Annotated in this window: 19 protein-coding genes and 1 riboswitch; of the genes, 13 read left to right on the top strand and 6 right to left on the bottom strand. The window is 54.7% G+C overall.

The features are described 5' to 3' along the window. The first annotated feature begins 1 nt into the window (after position 1). The 5 genes from HMPREF3016_RS02115 to HMPREF3016_RS02095 are packed head-to-tail and all read left to right on the top strand — an operon-like array spanning position 2 to position 6081. On the top strand, positions 2-841 hold the full coding sequence (locus HMPREF3016_RS02115; protein ID WP_070739773.1) for an ABC transporter permease: 840 nt from the start codon (positions 2-4) through the stop codon (positions 839-841). 9 nt (positions 842-850) lie between these two features. Next, complete coding sequence (locus HMPREF3016_RS02110; protein ID WP_070739770.1) at positions 851-3106, top strand: YcaO-like family protein; 2256 nt, start codon at positions 851-853, stop codon at positions 3104-3106. A gap of 13 nt (positions 3107-3119) precedes the next feature. Beyond that, a complete protein-coding gene (locus HMPREF3016_RS02105) occupies positions 3120-4379 on the top strand; it encodes a SagB family peptide dehydrogenase (protein ID WP_070739768.1) in 1260 nt (419 codons plus the stop codon). Between the two features lie 24 nt (positions 4380-4403). Beyond that, a complete protein-coding gene (locus HMPREF3016_RS02100) occupies positions 4404-5471 on the top strand; it encodes a sensor histidine kinase (protein ID WP_070739765.1) in 1068 nt (355 codons plus the stop codon). A gap of 4 nt (positions 5472-5475) precedes the next feature. Beyond that, entirely contained in the window at positions 5476-6081 is a 606-nt protein-coding gene (locus HMPREF3016_RS02095) for a response regulator transcription factor (RefSeq protein WP_004006035.1), read from the top strand. Positions 6082-6133: 52 nt separating this feature from the next. Here the strand turns inward: HMPREF3016_RS02095 and HMPREF3016_RS02090 are convergent, their stop codons facing one another. Genes HMPREF3016_RS02090 through HMPREF3016_RS02075 form a run of 4 tightly spaced genes read right to left on the bottom strand, consistent with a single transcriptional unit; the run spans position 6134 to position 11124 of the window. Further along, complete coding sequence (locus HMPREF3016_RS02090) at positions 6134-10090, bottom strand: DEAD/DEAH box helicase (protein WP_070739763.1); 3957 nt, start codon at positions 10088-10090, stop codon at positions 6134-6136. Positions 10091-10135: 45 nt separating this feature from the next. Then, positions 10136-10426 carry a hypothetical protein gene (locus tag HMPREF3016_RS02085; protein WP_070695811.1) on the bottom strand — a complete coding sequence of 97 codons (291 nt, stop codon included), beginning with the start codon at positions 10424-10426 and terminating at the stop codon, positions 10136-10138. 22 nt (positions 10427-10448) lie between these two features. Next, the gene (locus HMPREF3016_RS02080; protein WP_070695810.1) at positions 10449-10775 is read right to left on the bottom strand and encodes a hypothetical protein; all 327 of its coding nucleotides are present in this window, start codon (positions 10773-10775) and stop codon (positions 10449-10451) included. A gap of 22 nt (positions 10776-10797) precedes the next feature. Further along, the gene (locus HMPREF3016_RS02075) at positions 10798-11124 is read right to left on the bottom strand and encodes a hypothetical protein (RefSeq protein ID WP_070695860.1); all 327 of its coding nucleotides are present in this window, start codon (positions 11122-11124) and stop codon (positions 10798-10800) included. 264 nt (positions 11125-11388) lie between these two features. Then, a riboswitch (SAM riboswitch) is annotated at positions 11389-11517 on the top strand. Here HMPREF3016_RS02075 and HMPREF3016_RS02070 point away from each other — a divergent pair. From HMPREF3016_RS02070 to HMPREF3016_RS02060, 3 genes are all read left to right on the top strand, one after another. Further along, a complete protein-coding gene (locus tag HMPREF3016_RS02070; RefSeq protein ID WP_238382392.1) occupies positions 11496-11774 on the top strand; it encodes a nuclease PIN in 279 nt (92 codons plus the stop codon). (Overlaps the previous riboswitch by 22 nt.) Before the next feature lie 4 nt (positions 11775-11778). Beyond that, the gene (locus tag HMPREF3016_RS02065) at positions 11779-12213 is read left to right on the top strand and encodes a PIN domain-containing protein (protein WP_013398546.1); all 435 of its coding nucleotides are present in this window, start codon (positions 11779-11781) and stop codon (positions 12211-12213) included. Between the two features lie 290 nt (positions 12214-12503). Further along, positions 12504-14579, top strand: a complete 2076-nt coding sequence (locus HMPREF3016_RS02060) for a cell division protein PerM (protein ID WP_246828420.1) — start codon at positions 12504-12506, stop codon at positions 14577-14579. Between the two features lie 133 nt (positions 14580-14712). Here HMPREF3016_RS02060 and HMPREF3016_RS02055 read toward each other — a convergent pair whose 3' ends face one another. Then, entirely contained in the window at positions 14713-15195 is a 483-nt protein-coding gene (locus HMPREF3016_RS02055) for a hypothetical protein (RefSeq protein WP_246827962.1), read from the bottom strand. Positions 15196-15394: 199 nt separating this feature from the next. Here HMPREF3016_RS02055 and purN point away from each other — a divergent pair, with 199 nt between their 5' ends. From purN to HMPREF3016_RS02030, 5 genes are all read left to right on the top strand, one after another. Further along, on the top strand, positions 15395-15958 hold the full coding sequence (purN, locus tag HMPREF3016_RS02050; RefSeq protein WP_070695808.1) for a phosphoribosylglycinamide formyltransferase: 564 nt from the start codon (positions 15395-15397) through the stop codon (positions 15956-15958). 110 nt (positions 15959-16068) lie between these two features. Further along, positions 16069-17673 (top strand): bifunctional phosphoribosylaminoimidazolecarboxamide formyltransferase/IMP cyclohydrolase, encoded by a 1605-nt coding sequence (gene purH / locus HMPREF3016_RS02045; protein ID WP_070739888.1) that lies wholly within the window; start codon positions 16069-16071, stop codon positions 17671-17673. 147 nt (positions 17674-17820) lie between these two features. Next, positions 17821-18390, top strand: a complete 570-nt coding sequence (locus HMPREF3016_RS02040) for a TetR/AcrR family transcriptional regulator (RefSeq protein ID WP_004006049.1) — start codon at positions 17821-17823, stop codon at positions 18388-18390. Between the two features lie 231 nt (positions 18391-18621). Beyond that, a complete protein-coding gene (glyA, locus tag HMPREF3016_RS02035) occupies positions 18622-19902 on the top strand; it encodes a serine hydroxymethyltransferase (protein ID WP_048754446.1) in 1281 nt (426 codons plus the stop codon). 110 nt (positions 19903-20012) lie between these two features. Then, a complete protein-coding gene (locus HMPREF3016_RS02030) occupies positions 20013-20897 on the top strand; it encodes a bifunctional methylenetetrahydrofolate dehydrogenase/methenyltetrahydrofolate cyclohydrolase (RefSeq protein ID WP_070739760.1) in 885 nt (294 codons plus the stop codon). Positions 20898-21057: 160 nt separating this feature from the next. Here HMPREF3016_RS02030 and HMPREF3016_RS02025 read toward each other — a convergent pair whose 3' ends face one another. Next, complete coding sequence (locus HMPREF3016_RS02025) at positions 21058-21894, bottom strand: GntR family transcriptional regulator (protein ID WP_246828419.1); 837 nt, start codon at positions 21892-21894, stop codon at positions 21058-21060. Positions 21895-21922: the final 28 nt, after the last annotated feature.

The following is a 21922-nucleotide window of genomic DNA, read 5'->3' as shown; positions in this document are numbered from 1 at the left end:
CGTGAGTGCCACAATCTCAAACTTCACACGAAGTCTGTATGCGCAAATAGCCATGCAGCTGACCGTCTTTATCCGCAATATGCGGAGTGTTTTTTTCACCTTAGCCTTCCCCATTATGATGATCGTGCTCTTCGCCAGTGGATCTTCAGGACAGGCTAATATTCCCGCTCAGCAGGGAATTAACGTAACAATGGCAAGCTGGACTATCGTGGGCTTATGCTGCTACACGCTCTTGATGGGTACATTTGTGCGTGTAGCAGGTGATATGGCGGCGCAGCGCTCGACCTCTCTCCTGAAACGCCTGCGACTTCGGAGCACATCGGACGCCGCAGTAATCGCTGGTTACATTGTGACTGCATCCATCATTGCCCTAGCGTGTACTTTAATCCTTATTGTCTTTGGTATGGCGGTGTATCACCTGCCTATGCCTAAAAATATTCCATTGACAGTATTGGTTATTCTGCTGACTACGGTGGTGCTCTCGCTCATCGGTGCTGCGTACGCATCGTTTATTCCCAGTGCAGAAGCAACTCAGATTATGCTGCTGCCGCCCGCTCTAGTTTTGATGTTCCTCTCAGGTATCTTCCAACCTGTATGGACTATCCCAGCTGGGCTACGAGACTTCGCAGGATGGTTTCCCCTTGTGCACTTAACGGATGCATTACGTTCCGCGTGGTTCGGGCTCGATGTAGCACACGCGCAGGTAAGTGACACTGGATTAACCATCCCTTCAGGAACCCAGTTCATCAGTACTCAAGGGATGCTTGTTATCGGTTTATGGTGTGCAGTTTCACTTATTTTTGCGATTACTAAATTCCGGTGGGATCCCCGACAACACTAGGAGAGAACTATGATAACCGCATCGTTAGATAACCAATCTGAGACCGCTGAGCTATATCCCCAAGGAACTGAACGATATGTAAGGAACCCACAATTCCACTTTACTCAGCAGACCCGGGAAAATCGCACGACAGTTGTTGCTTCTTCGCCCGAAACAACAGTGCTGCTTGAAGGACCTGAGGCTGAATTCATCGCTGAAGTTGACGGGAAAACCTTGGAAGATATGATGCGTTTACCCCGCTGGGCAGCGGATCTTCCACTCATGTTTGCTCTTGCGGCTCAGCTGCAGTATCGCGGGCTTATTATGACTGAGACTCAACTTTCAGACCATACTACGCAGGGAAATATTGAGATTATTGACGTTACTCATGCCCGAGTTCTTAAGTCTTTCTCTGCCTCGCCTCAAGACGGCATACGGGTTATTGATGGGCACACGGCTCCTAGCGTGAATTCGGGTTTGCCAACGGTGATTGTCTGCGAAGATATGATTTCTCCCGCTGTCGAAAAGCTGTCTAGGAAGTATGAGGCGGCGGGGCATCTGTACTGCCTAGTGCAATTACAGGGAGCGGATGCTCTCATAAGCCCAGTGCTGGGGATTTCATCGAGCGTACCTTATGATCAGCTCAAGCATAGTCTTCAAGTTAACGCACAGTATGCTCTTTCGGGCGGTAAACTTCTGGACAATGTTATGGGGGCGGCCTCAGTGACTCCGCGTTCCGTGGTGCGCTCGCTTATCTGGTTGGCAATTCAGCGAATGAAGACATCAGAGCCCGCAGAGCATACAGTCTTACGTTTTAAAAACGGTCTCTTTGAAGGGGCGCACTACGTCATGACGGGTGCCAAGACTACTAAAGCTCAACCGTTGAACCTTGACGCGCAGGCTAAAAAAATTGACCTGAGCTTCAATCCCGTCAACGACGCTGGACGCGCAAAATCTACCCGAGAGACCTGGGAAACCTATCGACATCTTGTATCTGATGTAACAGGAGTCGTGTCAAGCCTTAAACGTTTGGTACCTGAGGACGAAGAACTCTTGGTACACGTTTATGGGGCGGGACATAACTGGGCACTCAATCACGGTAGCTCTGAAGAATTCACACGTAGCTTACGCGGTCGTTCTTCGGGTAAAGGAACCACCGATTTAGGTGCCCGAGTATCCGGTTTGGCAGAAGCTATTGAACGTCATAGTGCGATCTCTGACGGCACTGAAGCCCGTTTACACACCAGCTATAAAGACTTGAGGGAGCGCGCTCTAGACCCTCGAACCCTGACACAGTTCTCTCAGGATCAATACGAGCAACGGGATGTTCTCAACCAAGTGAAGGATCCATATCACTGGGTTCCAGAAAAATTCGATCCCACAGCAGAGATTGATTGGATGCCTGTTTGGCGACCCGCATGTGATGAAACTGCCTGGATTCCTGCAGCGTACTCGTTATTCATGTTTGATCACGGAGCGATGCTGCCAGGTGCAAAATGCCCGCTTGGACAGAAAATGATGCGCTCAGATTCAAACGGTCTCGCAAGCGGTTCTACCCCAGGCGATGCCGCCGCGCAGGCTCTGCTTGAACTTATTGAGCGCGATGCCGTTGCTATTTGGTGGTACAACAAAATTCCCCGCCAGATAATGGCACCCGAGTTTACGGATACCCCTTTTATTCAGCGTACCCGAGAATGGCTGCAAAGTATCGGCCGTAACCTAGAGATTCTAGATATCACAACAGACATAGGTATTCCTGTAGCTGCCGCTGTAGCCCCTAAACCTGGGGGTGTGTCCGATCAGATCATTCTGGGGTTCGGCGCGCATCCTAACCCTGAAATTGCCGCAACCCGTGCAGTAACAGAGGCTCTGCAGTTTATGTGCGCCCTGCCAACGCAATTTAGGACCGCAGAAGGTATGGATCTAGACCTCCTTAAAATTTCGGTAGATGATGCTGCTAGTCATTGGCTTCAAAACGCTAAACTAGCCGATAATCCTCATCTTGTACCTGATCCACAGGCACTTAACGTAGAGCATGTACCGTGGAAGCAAGCCGACCCCCAACGTATTATTGCGCGTCTGGAAGATGTCGGTTTACCTGTGTACCTTCAAGAGCTTACACGTCCGTATATTGGGCTTCCTGTAGTACGTGCTCTAGTCCCGGGGCTGCGTCCGTGGTGGAGGCGCTTAGCGGCGGGACGACTCTACGATGTTCCGGTTCAATGCGGATGGCTTACCCAGCCCACCCAAGAAACTGACCTCAATCCGATCTCCATGTTCTTCTAGAGGGAGTTACCCCGTGACAAAGACCCACCTGAATCCACACAAAATACCTTTGATTCATTGTGAATATCAGCTGAAACAGATGCATCCTCAAAACAATGAAAAGTTCGGAACTTTAGAAGACTGGGCTCAGAACTTAGACGTATCTGCACAGCAGGTCGCTCTGATATTGACTCGACAGAGCTCGTCAAGAAACCTTATACAACGTCTTATCAACCCTGAAACCGGAGCAAGCATAGAGATTTCTGGCTTTGAGCTCCTGCTGACTGAAGACGCGCTGGAACCTGTTCTTGACGAGGCAAATTATCCGCTTGGTCATACTGACTGCACTCTTACGCCGGGCGTTGTTATTTACGGGATGAATGGAAATACTCGCTTTGAAATAGCGCATCGGCCTTTACGAGTAACTCTCAATGCCCAAGCCTGGTTAGATGCTATGACGGGTGGCGTAACCCACCAAATTCTGGAATTTATAGGGATTTTTGCGCCTGAAGAACAGCATCATAAATATGGTCCTTGGGACTGTTGGGAACCTCATGACTATTTTATGTACCGACGTTCCAGGTTTGATACGGCAACCGGAGGGTATGGCGCTACTCGAACACGTGAGCACAACACAACCTTGCTCAAAGGCTTGGCTTCTCTTCGACAATTTCCCTTCCCCAAAGTTGATTCTCGCCGCCACCAACTTCTTCTGGATCAGGCGCTTCTACAACGAACATCCCGGCGCATACCGCAAAAACCTTCGTTAAGTCTTGAATCTCTGACAACACTGTTGGAAGAAAGCCTGCGTGAAACTTCCCATAAGAGTGAAAATATAACACGGCTGCCTTTTCCCAGCGGTGGCGCTCTTCACGAGCTTTACCCCTTCATCATTGCTCAGAATATCGAAGGGCTGGAACAAGGGCTATGGTATGCAAACCTGCATACTCGTCAGTATGAACAGGTTGCGGCTGTTGAGGAGAAAACTCAGAGCGCGTACATGCGTCTATTGCGTACCTATGCAAGTTCGGCAAGGCTAAAGACTGAAGATGTACAGGGGCTTGTTTTATTAGCTGCTGATTTTGACCTTGTGACTTCAACGTATGAAGGAGTCGCATATTCTCTTACCCTCAAACACGTAGGAGCATGGATGCAAACGGCCTGCCTGCTTGCGGAAGAAATACCACTCAACGTATGCCCTTTAGGCGGTGGCGATGCCCGCGCGTTTGAAACGCTCACAGGCATTTCATCCGATAGACTGGTTCCTGTGGGCGAGATTCTCGTGAGTTCCTAGCTTCTACGGTAAGGTTTTACACCCATGTTTGATACTTACGGTATATGGACCGCTCTGGCTTGGTGTGCTCTTGTGCTTGCTGTGATCTGGATTGGGTACCTCAGAATCCAGCGTCCTACCGTAGGGAAGATCTATAGTATTGTTTCTATCATTATTATTATCTTTTCCTTAGTAGGTATTCTAGGCATTAAGCAATCTATGCTCCCAGTGGGGATTTTATGTTGTGCTATAGCAGTTACCGGAGTAAGGAATACAAAAATAGCGGCTATTACAACCCTGGCAGTTGTTGTGGCTCTTAACTATTTGCAGACTTTAGAACCTAGCGGGGAGATCAATACCAGTTCCCATGATCCAGCTATTGTTGCCATCGTGGGGTTTCTCTTCATGAATCTTCGGATTAGCCGAGTATCACACCGGCGGCTTCAAGAAGAACTTTATATTGCTGAACAGAACCAAGAGTTACGTGAACAGAACCTACAGGCAGAGTTTAGGACCCAGATTGCGGCGAACCTTCATGATCTTATTGGGCATGATTTAACAGTTATTAATATTCGTTTGCAACAGTTGGTACGTACCTTAAAACCTCTTGATTCAGATGTGGCACATGAAGCACGTGAGATACAGAAAATGACACGTTCTTCTATAGCCCATTTACGCGACGTTGTAGAAGGCTTTAACACAGTTGATTTCTCGCATCAACTCAATGCTGTACCGTCATTACTGTCATATCGTGGTATTCAAGCCCACATGGATATTCAGCAGAATGTTCTCAAGGTCCTTAACCCAAGTACCCTCACAGCACTGTATTGGGTACTTCTTGAAGCTATCACCAATGTTCTTAAACATAGCGGCGCAAAAAATTGCTGGGTGAGTTTAAAACAACATTCTTCGGGCGACTATATGCTTATTATCGCGGATGATGGCATAGGGCTGAAAGAAAGTTCTACGCGGAATACCGGTGCCGGTTTAGCAGATATGAATACCCGCATTCAACATATAGGCGGAGAGACAACTCTTGGTGCCGCACCTGAGGGCGGAACCCAAGTCAAAGCTAGGATCCCAGCTTCTAACATCATTACTGGAGGGGCATAAAACTATGATTACTGTTCTTATAGCTGATGATCAGACGATGTTTGGTAGCGCGCTCGCCAGTCTCATTGATGAAGAAGAAGATTTGGAAATTGTGTGTGTTTGTCGAGATGGACAGGAAGCTCTGGATAGTATTGTCACATATATTCCAAATGTAGCGCTTCTTGATATTGAAATGCCAAAACTTAACGGTCTAGATGTTCTTGATGAGGTTCAGAAGCAAGGCATAAACACGAAAATAGCTATTCTGACGACTTTTCAATCTCCTGGTTACGTTCGTCGTGCTCTTGAAAGCGGTGCTTGTGCTTTTATAACAAAAGATCAAGATGCTGAAGAAGTATCAAACATTATTCGGGATATACATTCTGGGAAGGTAGTGGTTGATTCTGCACTGCTTCTTAGTGGTGCTACGCTGCCAGCTAATCCACTCAAACCCAGACATCAGGATGTTCTGAAACTGACTATGGAAGGAAAAACCGTCAATCAAATTGCACGGGAACTATACCTTTCTCACGGTACTGTGAAGAATTACCTATCTGAAGCCATTCAACTTCTTCACTGTACTTCACGTGTAGAGGCTGCTCATACGGCGCGTACTAACGGCTGGATTTGACCTGACGTATAAGGCGGCGATGGGCGTATAAAGAGCCTTCTTAGCAGGGGAGTTAGGAATCAGTCGGGGTGAAAAGCTCACGAATCTGTTCCGCATCCACCCGGGACGAGGCGAAGGAGCCGTCGTTGACGACCGCATCAAACAGCGCCGCTTTCGATGCCTTCAAATCCATGACCTTCTCTTCAATGGTGCCCTCAGCCACCAGTCGGTACACGTGCACATCGCGTTCCTGCCCCAGCCTGTGGATGCGGTCCACCGCCTGCTGTTCAGCCGCCGGGTTCCACCACGGATCCATGATGAAACAGTGATCTGCCTCCGTCAGGTTCAGCCCGAACCCGCCCGCCTTGAGCGAAATCAGGAACACTGGCGCCGTACCCTCGGCGAAATCTTTCAAAACCTGTGGGCGGTTGCGGGTTGTGCCGTCCAAGTACAGGTAGTCGATGCCTTCAGTCTGCAGCCGCTCGGCAATCGTGCGCAGATACCCCGTGAACTGGCTGAACACCAGCACCCGGTGCCCGTCGCCTAAGAGCGAGGGCAGATGCTCCACCAAATATTCGAGCTTGGCGGAAGCCACCCCGGCGTATTCGTCCGGGTCGATAAGCGTGGCGTCAAGCGCCAGCCGCCTCAGAAGCGTGAGCGACTGAAAAATCGTGAACCGATTCTTATCCATATCTTCTAAAAGCCCGAGCACCTTCTGCCGCTCACGCTGCAGATGCATATCGTAAATATGCCGATGCGCCGTCGTGAGCGGCACATTTACCCGCACATCGTTCTTTTCGGGGAGATCGGCGGCGACCACATCCTTCGTGCGGCGCAGCATCAGAGGACGAACCCGGCGGCGTAGCTTCTCAATAACCTGCGGGTCTTCACCGGACTCGGCAGGGCGCGCATATAGGTCGCGGAACATGCGCGCCGAGGGGAACAAGCCATCCGCCACAATCGCCAAGAGCGCCCAAAGCTCCATGAGGTTGTTCTCCATTGGGGTTCCCGTGATGGCGAGTTTCACCTGCGCATTCAGGGCACGCGCCACCTTCCACGCGCGAGTCTTCGTGTTCTTCACGAACTGCGCTTCGTCTAAAATCAACGCACCCCACCCTGCGCGCGGGGAAGCACCGTTCTCTGTGTTTTCGGGAACATAGTTACCGAATTCTGTGTATCCGTCCTCGTCGAGGCGGAACAGCGCATAGCTCGTGAGCACCAGATGCGCGCCCTGCACTAGCTCGGCGATGCTCTTGCCGCTTTTGCTCGTAGACTCGGTGATAATCACCACCTTCGCACCCGGTACGAATCGCGCGGCCTCTTGCGCCCAGTTACCCACCACGGATGTTGGTGCAACCACGAGGAAAGGCTCAAACTCGGTGTGATCGGCGCGTTGCTCATGCTCGGCGATCGCCTGGGCAAGCAGAGCGAGCACCTGCACGGTTTTGCCCAAGCCCATATCGTCGGCAAGAATCCCGCCCAGCCGGTGCTGCCTCAAGAACGCGAGCCAGCGGAAACCCTCAAGCTGATAAGGTCGCAGAACTGCGGTAAGACCCGGGGGAGAGGGCAGGTGATTCGCTGAAAATACGCCGGAAGAAACAGGTAAAGAATCGGAATGTTCGTTCTCTAAAACTTCTTCGGAACCGGTAGCCTCACCCGCACGGTCGGCGGCCTCCACGAGGGCAAGCAGACTCTTAACCTGGGCATCCCAAGAAGCCACGGTTTCCACACTCGAAGCGAGCGATTCCAGCTCAGAGAATAATCCCGCCTGATGCCGGTTAATACGCAGCTCACCGCCGGTCTCGTTGAGCGTGCGGGCCTCCTCAATGAGGGTTCTCAACGCCGAAAACTCCGGGCGATTGAGTGAAAAATAGGTGCCGTTACCCAGCAGAATACGGTCTTGATTTCGATCGAGCGCCTCAAAAACCTGGGCGAAAGGCACAGTCCAGTTATTGACCTTAATAGCGATACCCAGCCCGAACCAGTCACGCGAATTACCCTCGGTCACCTTGACCTCAATCATGGCGTCGGTCGCCTCTGTAAACTCGGGTACGGAACCGAGCAGCCGCACGCGAACCCCGGGAATACGTCGCAGGGCGGGTAGCACATGAGCGAGAATATCGCGGGTTTCCCACCCTTGAGAGCGGCGTTCCCCAAACCCGCCTGCCAACACCGGGTTAGATGCGGTCGCCGACCGTACTGCGCGCAGCACCCGCGCCTCAAAACGTTCGTCGCGTTCTGTGCCCAAACCCAGCGCCGGTAGGCGGCGAACCCCTGAGTCTGTGCCTTCTTCATCGAGTGGGTTCTTCGGGTACTCCCAATACCAATTCAGGAGCGCATCGTGCGAAATCTCATCATCAAAATGCGCCTCAAACACCAAATAGGGTGAACGAACTTTCGGCAGAGCCAAAGCCGGATCTGGGGTAAGGAACGGGACGGCCCGCGTGAGGGTGGGCAAGAACTCGCGGTGAAAAGCCTCGCGCTCGTCTGCCGGAATACGCATTTCGCCGCGAGATACCAAGGATTCTGCGGTTGCGCCCAAGGGCTCGGCAAGCGGAATAAACGCCAGGTTAAGACCCTCCGGCAGGTCCGGAATAGTAGGCGTCGCAGCATTTTCGGGCGATAGCTCGGGAATGAGCCCGACCGTCTGCGTTTCAGAATTTTCGCTCTCGTCCGAGCTCTCCTCCGCCTGCTGCGAAGATTGAGCCTGAAAAACATCGCGATGCGGCGCGTCTAAGGCGCCCTTGCGCGTGCTTTTCCAATGCATCCGCTGCGCCTGCTCCTCGTAAATACGCTGCACAAGACCGCCGAGCGCGAAAAATCCTGAGCGTGGCGAGCCGATGGGGTGGCAGTGTGCGGCATCAAACCAGAGCTGCCGCACCCGGTTATCTTCGCGGGTTTCCCACCCCAAGGCGGCATGAAGAGCCAAGTCGGGGGTGGAATCTTCGCTCACGGCAGCCTCTGCGTTCTGTCGGGACTCGGCCTCAACAGCTCCGGCATGTACCCTCACCTGGGCGGGTGGTAGAACTGCCGTGGTTACCTCAAACCCTTCGAGAAGAATCGGCAGGCCGATCTGCTCTGCACGAGCCAGAACATCCCACAGTAGCGTGGAGTTCGTGGCGGTGAGCGAAATCCAGTCCCGATGCGAAGAATACATATTCTGCCACGGGCGCGCGATAGCGTATATTTCAGCGAAGAACCGTTCGTGCTCAGGGTACACTTCGTGACGACCGACCGGCCCACCAACGCTGGACGCGAAGGTCTCCCAGCTGAGCCCGCCCTTGATCCAGCGCCCGGTTTTGGACTGCATGAGCGGTCGCGCCAGCAAATTGATAGGCGGGGTTGCACCGGGAATATTGCGCCCGCGCGCATACGAACCCGAAATGCTGAAGGAAAGGTCGAGCGCCCCCGGAACCCGTGCAGAATCAATACCGGATGCTTCGCCCCGGGCAGCGAGAACCTGTGCCATATCGCGCCGCCACACCGAAATTTTCGAGGGCGAAGAATGCATATTCTCGTGGTCGTTCAGGGAGAGAGGTTTGGGATCGGTGGTGAGCGAGCTTGCTGAACGAATCGCCCCGGATGCGCGTAACGCCGCCAGGGGATCGTCGGCTGCCTCCGCCACCTGTCGCACGGTATCCTCTGGGTTCTCCGGGTTCATAGACTGGCGGATGCGACCACCGGGCGCATTGTCGAGGGCTTTCCGCGCGGTCTTGGCGCGGTCGAGTGCGGTGAGCATGAGGGCGACGGCGTGCTTGCAGTCGGCGGTGACCGGGCATGTGCATCGTGCGTTGAAAAGATTGGAATCGGCGTCAGAACCCGGGAAGAAGCGAATATCTACCTCATAAGGAATAGGGGTGCTCCCATTCACCAGGCCTTCCAGCGTGTTTTCGTCTTCGTCGTAGGTGTAACGCACCACTTCACGCTGACGGGCATAAGCAAGCCCGCGCTGGTATGCCTTATGCCCCGCCTGCCGAATAATCTGCGCAACGGTGACGGGGATATCAGGGAAAGGGTTTGGCGTGCTCACCGTTCCATTATCTCAAGGGTGTTAAAGAAAGCGCGCGGTAATTCGTTATGATGTCTGTCCAAGATGCGCTGAGCGTTTTTTACGTGTATTCCTGGTCGCCGTTGTGAAGAGCAGAATTAAGGTGATAATGCCGGTGAGGAAGCCAATACCTAGAAACCATAGGCTCAGATTATTAGTCGCCATGACGAGGGGACTTGCTCCTGCGGGATCGATGCCCCTCCACTCGAAGGCGTGGTATTCCACGAGTGAGCCCCAGCCGGCTAGGATGAGCAATCCAAACCCGATAACCAGAAGTACTGCGGCTACTGCTCCAACGGTGTATATAGCTTTTTTCATGGGCGCTCCTTAGATACTGGCTCTATAAATCGATCTGGTTCTGACCTTCTGCCAAGGGTGTTTTATTCTGCTCAGCATGCTTGTTTTGTGCCTTGCGTGCATTCCTGGTCGCCGTTGTGAAGAGCAGAATTAAGGTGATAATGCCGGTGAGGAAACCGATACCTAAGAGTCGGAAACTTATATTTAAAGTTGCGCGTGTGAGCGGACTAGCTCCCTCGAATTGAATACCCCTCCATTCAGAGGCGTGATACTCCACGAGAGCGCCCCATTCTCCTAAAATAAACAGGACTATGCCACAAAAGAAGACCACCGCAGTTGTTGCTCCAACTATGTAGATAGCTTTTTTCATGGGCGCTCCTTAGATACTGACTCTATGAATTAATCTGGTTCTGACCATCTTTCAGGAGGTCTTGAGCCTGTTTAGGATACTTTTTGTGCGTCTTGCGGGAGTTCCTGATCGCCGTGGTGAAGAACGGAATCAAGGCGATAAAGCCAGTAAGAAAGCCGGTGCCTAAGAACCAGTAGCTGAGGTTGCCGGTTGCTCGCGTTAGGGGACTTGCTCCTTTATGCTGCACGCCCCTCCATTCGAGGGCATGATACTCTACGAGTGAGCCCCAACCGGCCAGGATGAACAAGCCAAACCCAATGATCAGAAAAATTGCGGCCACTATCCCCATGATCTGTACAGTCTTTTTCACAGTTATCACTCTTTCTTTCCGGAAGCGTAAAGTGGGCGTGACATGGTGATATATCAGAGGCAAGATAAATTTCTGTACATTACCCAGTGTGCCGTGATTTTTCTCGAATGTGTAGACCTGCTCTGAAGGCCCAAAACTTCACACTACGCCGCCATGAGGCAGCTATATACAGGTATGCATTCATAATCGCGTTATGTAAATCACAAGGATTTGACAGGTTCGGGCGTTTACAGATTCCTGAAAGCTGTTGTAATCTGGATTCAGCTTCAAGAGTTTCGACTGATAAGCTCCGACTATGGTCGAACGCCAACCCCATGTTCACGGGTGGCTCGGATGACGAAGTGGTTTGTATTCGCCGCCTCAGGTGGCACTTGGTACAGGCAAGAGCAACGCGAAAGGAACGCGCATTCGGCGCATGGTTGTCAATGTACAACAGCTCTTCATCTCCAGCATCCCCCCTTACTCCTGCACGCTCTTATCAGGAAAATCTGCGTGCCGCATCCGTGCCCGCACGCGGCGGTTACCAGGCAGTAAGCATTCAGGACTACGCACGTATTTCTTCTAAGCGCGACGAATTCCTCAATTTTCTGCTTCTTCCCAACCCCGAGGGTATTCCCGCCGTCGAATATGCCGGTCTGCGCGTAGCATAGGGGTATGAGCGCCTCAGGACTGCTTCTCGACTCGGATGTTCTCGCCGAGATCCGCAAAGCCACACCAGATCCCAAAGTTGTTGCCTTTCTGCGCCGCCGCGCCTATAAACACCTCTACATTTCGGTGCTGAGCGTGGGCGAGCTCAAAGGACTCTACCCCTACCCGGAAACCGACCGCTGGATTGCCGAACTTCTCGACAGATTCGCTGACCACATTATTAACGTGGATGCCCGTGTAAGCCTCGAATGGGCGGGACGCAGCGCTCCGCGCGGTACCCACAGTCACGGACGTAAAGATGCCGAGCCCCTGCCCACCGCCGCCCTCGAAGGTCTGATGGCGGCGAGCGCCCAAGCTCACGACCTCGAAATCGTTTCTTCAAAGGCTGAGGTGTACCGGTCCTGGGGCGTGCCCGCGGTGAATCCGTGGATTGAAGACTAATCTTCCGCACAGTATTTTCACCGTAAGCGCCGGGGGAGTACCTGCGTGTTCGAGAAAGCCGTGAGAAATGCTCGGCACAGTTAGCTGTATGCGCTGTCGCGGCGGTGAGAGCGCATCAGTAACGTTCGTGTAACCCCTATGTTCACGGTGAGCGGTTAACGAAGGTTAGCCGCCATTTAACCGGAACTATTTCCCCGAAAGCCCAGCAGGCTCACACGCGCTGGCAGGTTTCATGGCATGATGGAAGAACGATGAAAAGTAGCTCTTCTACATCCCGGTATTCTGCCCCTATGCCACTCTGGCTGCAGGGCATCGTTGAATTAGTTTTTACCGCCGCGCTTTCTTTCGGGCTTGTGCTCGTTCTGCTCATGGCGGTGTGGTTTACCAACGGTTTTAACCGCATGGATTTTCCCGCACTCGCAACTCTTGCCTCCCACCTGTGGCTGCTCATGCACGGTGTGCCGCTGAATATTCCGAATGCTTTCGGCATTATTCTGCCGCACGGCATGCTCACACTGGTGCCCATGGGGCTGAGTATTATTCCGGTGCTCTTATGCTTTAGGTCTGGGCGAAAACTGGCGCGCGCATCCTATGAGGGGGAATTCTTCAAACCCGTACTCTTAGGGTGCGCTGCCTACGGTATTTTTGCTGCCGTCGCTTTTGCTTGGGCGAGCACCGAACGGCACCTGCTGGGTATTGTTGGTGCGGCGTTGATTCCGCAGATCGTGGTACTGGTCGGGTTGATCTGGGGCGGCTACTATGAATCGCGTTCGCTCGCCCGTATGGTGGGCGTGAACACCGCTGAACAGATTTCGCAGATGAGCCAGTACTCGCGGTGGGCGAGTTCCTATGTGTGGTCGATCGTGCGTGCCTCCATGGTGGCGATTTTTTCGTTGATCATGGGCGGTGCCCTGGTGCTGGTGGTTGCCATGATGATGCGCTGGTCGCAGATTGCAACGATCTACCAGGAACTTCACGCTGGGCCGGTGGGCGCGCTCGCGGTGACCCTGCTGCAGCTGGGTTACCTCCCGAACTTGGTGATCTATGCGATGTCGTGGACTACCGGCGCCGGGTTCTCCTTCGGCGTGGATACGCATGTGGGTTGGTCGCAGACGACGATGGGCGATCTTCCACTTTTCCCGGTGCTGGGTGCTATCCCTGAGAGCCTGGGCTGGATCGGGTATGCGGGTCTGGCGGTTTCGCTGGGCGCCGGGGCCGTTGCCGGTTGGTGGTTCTTGCGTGAAGGCGAAGACCACGTGGACGAGTGGATCACCATGAAGGTACGTTACCGGGTGATTGCGCTGCCGCTTTCTTCGCTCGTGTTGGGTTCGCTGGTGGGTGTGCTCTGCGGTGTATGGGCTTATATTTTGGGTTGGATTTCCAGCGGATCGTTGGGTGTGGGGCGTTTTACCGAGGTAGGCGCATCGCCCGCAGCTTTCGCCGTGGCGACCGCAATAACCTTGGGCGCGGGTACCGCGTTGGGTAACCTGCTGTGCCATGTGCTTCTGCCTGATAGCAGTCGTGAGCTGCCGCGTTTTGCCGATGAACGTCCCAACCTGGGCAGTCGCATGAGCGAGATGCTGCAGCAGCGCCGTGCGGCGCGGGCGGAGCGTGAACAGCTCAGGAACGATGAGCAGGAACGCGAGACACAAGAACGTGAAGAGCAGGCGCGTGAGCGGGCTCAGCAGCGGCGCGAACGCGTCAAACAGGTGCACGCCCGCCGTGCAGAACTCAATAAATTTGCCGAACAGGAAGAAGCACAGCGAGCGCATGGTTTAGGTATCAAAACGGAGCAAGAATCCTTGCGTGAAGACGGTTCCGCTGAAGCTGCGGACTCGAAGGATGCGGCATCTGACGAACAAACCATCGAGCTGTCGGGAGCGGATGAACCCACCGTGGAACTTGATACCTCTGAGAAATCCGGTGGGGGTACCGAGGACGCGCCGCGCACGGTCAAGCCCGGCAAGCGTGAGAAAGCCCCTGGGAAGCCGGTCTTTAACCGTGTTCCGCGCCCCGAAACCTCCGGTAATGGCGGTGATACTAAGGGCGATCGGGAGACACGGGAGCAGAGCGTTCGTACAGGGGAGTCTGGGTCGCAGAAGGCCTCCTCGTCAGCGGAGTTCCACGAGCCCGGGTATAAGCGTTTTGCCGTGCCGCGCCCGGTTGCCGCATCATCCGCATCCGATCAGGAGAGTACGGAAGGTTCGGAGCAGTCGCACGAGACTACCGTTCAGGAGAAGCGTCAGCTCACGCCTACTCAGGCGATGGCTGTTATCTTCGGAACCCCTGAGTCGACCGAGGATGAATCTTCGGAGGAAGAACCCGCCACGGGTCAGAAATCCTCGCAGAAGAAGAGGAAAAAATAACTTTCGCGCCCGATATGGCGATATATAGGGAACACCTAGAGGGCTAGAAGTATAGCGGAATATAGCAATTGTGCCGAGTGAATCCTTAAGATTCACTCGGCACAATTATTTGAAAATCTCCCCCAAGAAGGGCTTATGGAGCAGGCTGACCGATCGAAACAGAAGTATTGGCGCGCACTGCATGGTTGAAGGATTCTTGACATTGCTTCATATCGGTATCCGTCAGGGCATGGGAGTAGCATTGCCGATAGTTTTGCGCATCCGGGTTCAATGCCATGACAAGCCCCGAAAGAAGCGTCCATCCCGCAAAAAGAAGGCTCAGCCCCGCGGCAACGTAGAGAATCCACGGCCCCCGCCCTTGGGCATTGCGCACTATTGCCATAATGGTCAGCCCGATCCCCAAAAATACCAAGACAAAAAGCAGAAGAAACAGGGGGAAGGGGCTCAGCAAGAAGGGGGTTCCCGATAGGGTCAGCATAGAACCTGCAAGCAACAGCCATAAACTGCGCATCAGCTTGCGGCGGCGCTCCTTAGGGGTGAGCTGCGGACGCTTCGGCGCAGGCGGTATCGGCTGCTGCGGCGGCACTTGGGGGTAAGACGGGGGCATATTTGACATAGGTTAAGGGTACCTCCCTGCGGCGGTCTGCGGGCATGAGAATCACCGTGAAACCCTGAAAATCTAGACTGGGCGAGGGCCGCCAGCTTATCGTTTCGGAATTGGCTTAACTACAAGAATTTCTGGTGCGGTGCCCGTGGCATAGGTGCTACCCAGCCGCTATGTGATGCGCTAAACTATTGCTGTGCGAATTGTGATAATGGTCTCCGGGTCCGGTACTAACCTGCAAGCTATTCTCGACGCCGTAAAGGCTGGCGAGCTAAACGCAGAGATCGCCGCCGTAGGCGCAGATAAGCCCTGCACCGGCCTTGACCGAGCTGCCGCAGCCGGGGTTGAAACCTTTCTGATCGAACCGACAGACTATGCTGACCGCGAGCAATGGAACCGTGCTCTCGAAGAGAAAATCGCTTCCTACACCCCCGATTACGTTGTATTCGCCGGGTTCATGCGCATTGTGGATGCGCAGCTGGTCGCCCGCTTCGAGAACCGGATTATCAACACTCATCCCGCGTTGCTGCCCTCATTCCCCGGGGCACACGGTGTGCGGGATGCGCTCGCCCACGGCGTTAAAATCACCGGGTTGACGGTTCATTTCGTGGATTCCGGGGTCGATACCGGCACGATTATCGCCCAGGCCGCGGTGCCCGTCGAAGCTGGTGACACCGAAGAAAGCCTGCATGAGCGCATCAAGGTGCAAGAACGTCAGCTCTTGGTGCGGACCCTCGAAGAATTTGCTGCCCTCCCCAAAACTCAAAACCCCTAGAACTTCCTGCCCGCACGGCGCCGCATCCCGGTGCATGCGGGCAGTATTAATACCCCGCCACGGGGTACCACCCATTCACCGAGCAAGAAGCAACGGAGTAATTAGTGTCTATGAAGAAGCTCGATCGTCTGCCCCTGCGCCGCGCCCTCATTTCCGTGTACGACAAGACTAATCTGGCGGAGTTCGCCCGCGGTCTGCACGAGGCAGGCGTGAAGCTGGTGTCTACCGGTTCGACCGCATCCACGATCGCCGCCGCCGGTGTGCCCGTCACCGAAGTTACCGAGGTTACCGAGTTCCCCGAGTGCCTAGAAGGGCGTGTGAAGACCCTGCACCCGCGCATCCACGCCGGTATTTTGGCCGACCGCCGCAAGCAGGAGCATATCGACACCCTTAACGAACTCGACGTTGAGCCCTTTGACCTGGTGGTCGTGAACCTGTACCCCTTCGCAGAGACTGTGGCATCCGGCGCCGACCAAGACGCTATTATCGAGAAAATCGATATCGGCGGCCCCTCCATGGTGCGTGCCGCCGCGAAGAATCACGATGCGGTTGCCGTCGTGGTAGACCCCAAAGACTACGAACGTACCGTAAACGCCGCTCGGGATGGCGGGTTTTCCCTGGAGGAACGCCGCCGCCTGGCCGCCGGCGCCTTCGCCCATACTGCCGCCTACGATACCGCCGTCGCTACCTGGACCGCCGCGCAGTTCCAGCAGGACGAAGACGCTAACTTCTGGCCCCCGTATGCCGGTTTGGGCTTTGAACGCAGCGAGACCCTGCGCTACGGCGAGAATCCGCATCAGCGTGCGGCTCTGTATGTAGACCCCGCAGCAGTCCCCGGTATCGCCCAGGCTGATCAGATTCACGGCAAGGCGATGAGCTACAACAACTATGTGGATGCCGATGCCGCCCTGCGTGCCGCCTACGATTTTGATGAGCCTGCGGTCGCCATCATCAAGCACAACAACCCCTGCGGTATTGCAATTGCAAGTCCTGACGCCGCAGACCCGATTGCCGATGCGTACGCTAAGGCTCATGCTTGCGATCCGCTGTCCGCCTATGGTGGCGTGATTGCCGCGAACCGCCCGGTTACCAAGGGTATGGCGCAGGCTGTTAAAGATATTTTCACTGAGGTTATTGTGGCACCCGGATACGAGCCGGAAGCCCTCGAAATTCTGGAAACCAAGAAAAACCTGCGCCTGCTGGTGCTTCCCGAAGGATTCGGGCGTGAGACTATCGAGTACCGTTCGATTTCCGGCGGTGCGCTCTTCCAGGAAGCCGACCGTCTTAACGCCGAGGGTGATAACCCGAAGAATTGGCAGCTGGTCGCCGGTGAACCTGCCGACGAAGCCACTCTGCGTGACCTTGAATTCGCGTGGCGTGCCCTGCGCGCTCCCAAGTCCAATGCGATTATGCTCGCCGATAACGGTGCCGCCGTGGGGATCGGCATGGGGCAGGTTAACCGTGTAGATTCGTGCAAACTCTCGGTTGAACGCGCCAATACACTCGGCGGAGAAGGCCAGGAGCGTGCCCGCGGTGCGGTTGCTGCATCCGACGCTTTCTTCCCCTTCGCGGACGGCCTGCAGGTTCTTCTCGATGCCGGTATCCGCGCGGTCGTGCACCCCGGCGGCTCGATCCGTGATGACGAAGTTATTCAGGTCGCGAAGGATGCGGGCGTCACCATGTACCTGACCGGAACCCGCCACTTCTTCCACTAAATTCCGGCATTGTCTCAACAATCGAATGCGCCAGCCAGGTAGGCTGATGCACGGTGAATATTGCCAACCCAATCCGACTGCAAAACTTATGGTGTGCACGGGTTGGGTTGGCACGCATACGGGGTAAATATTCGATAGGATTAAGACGTGCCTAAAGTCAGTGAAGAATACAAAAAGAACAGGCGTATACAGATTGTCGATGTCGCCCGTGAGTGCTTTATTAAAGGCGGGTATCAAAAGACCTCGATGAACGAGATTATTGCCGCCACCGGGCTCTCTGCAGGAGCTATCTACAACCACTTTTCCTCGAAAGAAGAGATCATGGTAGAGGCCGCACGCCTTGACATGGCTCCCTTCGAGAAAGTGCGTGCGGATTCTCCGTGGGATTATGTTCTGGGGTTCTTGAAGATTCTTGACACGGCGAAAACCCGTCGCTTTCTGCTCGCCACCTGGGGCGAGGCCGTCTCAATGCCCGCTATCAACGCCGTAGTGGGGGAGCAAATGCATCAACTGCGCGCCATGGCAATGGAACGTTACCGTGCCTGGGGCGAACGCGAACTCGATGTAACCGCTGAAGAGCTTGAGCAGTGGCTTAATGTCATGGGTGCGGCGGTGCTTTCGGTGCTTAGCGGTTATGTGGTGCAGACTCAGCTTCTCGGAAAAGAAAACCGTGAAGCCTATTTTGCGTATGCAGCCGCTATTTTGACCCAGGAATAACCCGGTGTAGATGCGCCGCCTGCGCGCGCCTGCATCTTTCGGGGCAATACTCACGGTTCGGCATGGAAAACTCGCTCGCAAGGACTGCTGCGAATATGCCAAAGAGCCCTTGCTATGGCGTCTCATACGGTGGGCGTCATATCTGTGCAGGCGCTAACCTATACGGTAAGATGAGAGTCACATCATAAGCTCTCATCACATTTTATGCAGATTCACACTTTGAGGAGTGGTATGACTGAGCAGACTCGAACCGTGCTTGAGGCTCCCCTCGCGGAGCTTGATCCCGAGGTCGCCGAAGCACTCGATCTGGAACGTAAGCGCCAGCAAAACACCCTGGAAATGATCGCTTCCGAAAACTTCGTGCCGCGTGCCGTACTCCAGGGGCAGGGGTCAGTGCTGACCAATAAATATGCGGAAGGCTACCCGGGTCGCCGCTATTATGGTGGCTGCGAATTCGTCGATATTGTCGAAGACCTGGCTATTAAACGGGTTAAGGAGCTCTTCGGCGCCGAACACGCCAACGTACAGCCTCACTCCGGTGCTCAGGCGAATAACGCCGTCATGCACGCCCTGCTGACCCCCGGTGAGAAGATCATGGGTCTTTCACTGGCTCACGGTGGGCACCTTTCGCACGGTATGAAGCTGAACGTCTCGGGTAAGCTCTACGAGGTTGTTGCCTACGAGGTAGGCGAAGACGGTCGGATCGATATGGAACAGGTTCGGCAGCTCGCACTCGCTGAGCGTCCCAAGGTTATTATTGCCGGATGGTCGGCGTACCCCCGTCAGCTGGATTTCGCGAAATTCCGTGAGATTGCCGATGAAGTTGGTGCCTACCTGTGGGTTGATATGGCCCATTTTGCCGGTCTGGTGGCGGCGGGTCTGCACCCCAACCCGGTGCCGCACGCCCACGTGGTTTCGTCAACCGTGCACAAGACCTTAGGTGGACCCCGCTCCGGGTTTATCCTGTGCACCGAAGAGCTCAAGAAAAAGATCGACTCGGCGGTATTCCCCGGGCAGCAGGGCGGACCGCTCATGCATGTGATTGCCGCGAAAGCGACCGCGTTCAAGGTTGCCGCGACCGAAGAGTTCAAAGACCGCCAGAAACGCACGATTGAGGGGGCGCGCATCCTAGCAGAGCGCCTGACCCACCAGGATATGCGCGATGCGGGCGTTTCCATCGCCACCGACGGTACCGACGTTCACCTGGTACTGGTCGATCTGCGCCACCACGAGCTCACCGGTAAAGAGGCTGAAGATCTGCTGCACGACGCGGGTATTACCGTTAACCGCAACGCGGTGCCGAACGACCCTCGCCCGCCAATGGTGACTTCCGGGCTGCGCATCGGTACCTCGGCGCTGGCGACCCGCGGTTTCGATGCCGAAGGCTTTACCGAGGTCGCCGATATTATCGCTTCGGTACTGTTGCCGCAGCACGATATCGCCGCCTTGCGCGAGCGCGTGAATAAGCTCTGTGATAAATACCCGCTCTATGTGGGAAGTGAGAGCTGGTAAAACTTATGAAGACCCCGTTGTACGCTTTATAAAGCGTCTGCGGGGTCTTTTGCCCAGTGTGTAAACCTCTCACGGATGAATCCGTGACGTGAAGAGAAAGGAAAACTGCTATGCCGCAGATTCTTGATGGTAAGGCAACCGCCGCCGCCATTAAATCCGAGCTGACTGAGCGCGTTGAGGCGCTCAAGGCACGGGGTATTACCCCCGGTTTGGGAACGGTACTCGTGGGGGATGACCCCGCCTCACACTCCTATGTGGGCGCTAAACACCGCGACTGCGCGGAGATCGGCATTAACTCGATCCGTGTGGATCTGCCTGCCGATATCACCCAGGAAGAGCTTGAAGCCGAGATTGATAAGCTCAATCATGACCCTGCCTGCACGAGCTATATTGTGCAGCTTCCCTTGCCCAAGCACCTGGATACTAACCGTATTTTGGAGAAGATCGCGCCTGAGAAGGATGCTGACGGTTTGCACCCCACTAACCTTGGCAAGCTGGTGCTGAACGTTTCGGAGCCGTTGGATTCGCCCCTGCCGTGCACCCCGAACGGCGTGATTGAGCTGGTGAAACGCCACGGCATCGACTGGAACGGTAAGAATGTGGTTGTGCTCGGTCGCGGTATTACCGTGGGTCGTCCTCTGGGGCTGCTGCTGACCCGCCGTGAGATCAACGCAACCGCGACCTTGGCGCATACCGGTACCCAGAACCTTGACGAGGTTCTGCGCCAGGCGGATGTTATTGTCGCCGCCGTGGGTGTGCCGCATGTGCTCAAAGCGGATCAGGTGAAGGATGGCGCAATTCTGCTGGACGTGGGCGTCTCCCGTGCCGAAGACCCCGAAACCGGTAAGAAGAAACTCTTCGGTGACGTTTCCCCCGAGGCGGCCGCGAAGGCATCTTGGGTGTCCCCGAACCCCGGCGGTGTGGGCCCCATGACCCGCGCGGAGCTGCTGGTGAATGTTGTGGAGACCGCAGAACGTCAGGTAGCGAAGAACTAGCCTGGCCGTCAGCTCAACGTTCTGTGCCGCAGCACGCGAGAGGGCTCTGAGGATAACCGCGCGCCATTGTGAAACACGCTAGGTACGACAATGCCCGGGTGCATACTGTTGTCGCACTCGGGCACCGGTATCGCATGTCATATGTCTGCTGTGGAGTTTTTTACAGCAGCATCTCGTAAAAATAGGCATCCCCTTTATAGAGCGTCACGCTGTGCTCAACGGGTGAACCCTGCGAGGTATAGCTGGTGGTGGTCACCTTGAACGCGGCGGCACCCACGGTTGGCAGATGATTGAAGGCTTCCGCATCCGCCTCGGTCATCAGGGTTGCTTCCATGCGCATCATGCCGTGTTCGATTGTGTACTCGCAGTTATCGTGAGGATCTTTGCGTGAACCGCCGGAGGACATCGCTTCAAGCAGGGATGTTGCAACCTCCGGGGCTAAATAGGCGAGCTCAAAACCGATAGGCTCGCCCTCAGCCAAGCGCAGACGTTTAACCAAAAGCACTGAAGAATCTATGGTGACACTCAAATGACGTGAAATTTCTTCTGTCGCCCCAACCCACTGGGTCGAAAGCATTCTGGTCGAAGCCTGCAGCCCGCGCCGCTCCATATCTTCGGCGAACGAGCATACCCGCGGAATATAGCTTCCCTGAGAACGATCGGCAACGTACGTTCCAGAACCCTGAACGTTATAGATAAGCCCGCGCTCCAGCAAAGCCTTGATAGCGTTGCGCACCGTCTGGCGGCTTACCTTGAACTTCTCCTGAATAGCGCGCTCAGTCGGGAGTTTATCTCCGGGAGAACCCGGGATTACATATTTTTGTTCCAGGTAGCGAATAACCTGCTCATATTTAGGGCCAGGAACCGGCGGGAGCATGGTGGGATCGTCGTGAAGTTCCTCAGCGTTCTCCATCATAGAACCACGTGCAAAAACCTCGGGTGCCTCGTGGGAACCCGAGTTAGAGACAGAACCTGAAAAGTTGAGTGAATGAGTCATCACAGATAGTTTACGCCTATCCGGCCCT

It is taken from the genome of Rothia sp. HMSC065D02 (assembly GCF_001815285.1).
GTDB classification, from domain to species: domain Bacteria; phylum Actinomycetota; class Actinomycetes; order Actinomycetales; family Micrococcaceae; genus Rothia; species Rothia dentocariosa.
This window is presented reverse-complemented; position numbering and strand designations above follow the sequence as displayed.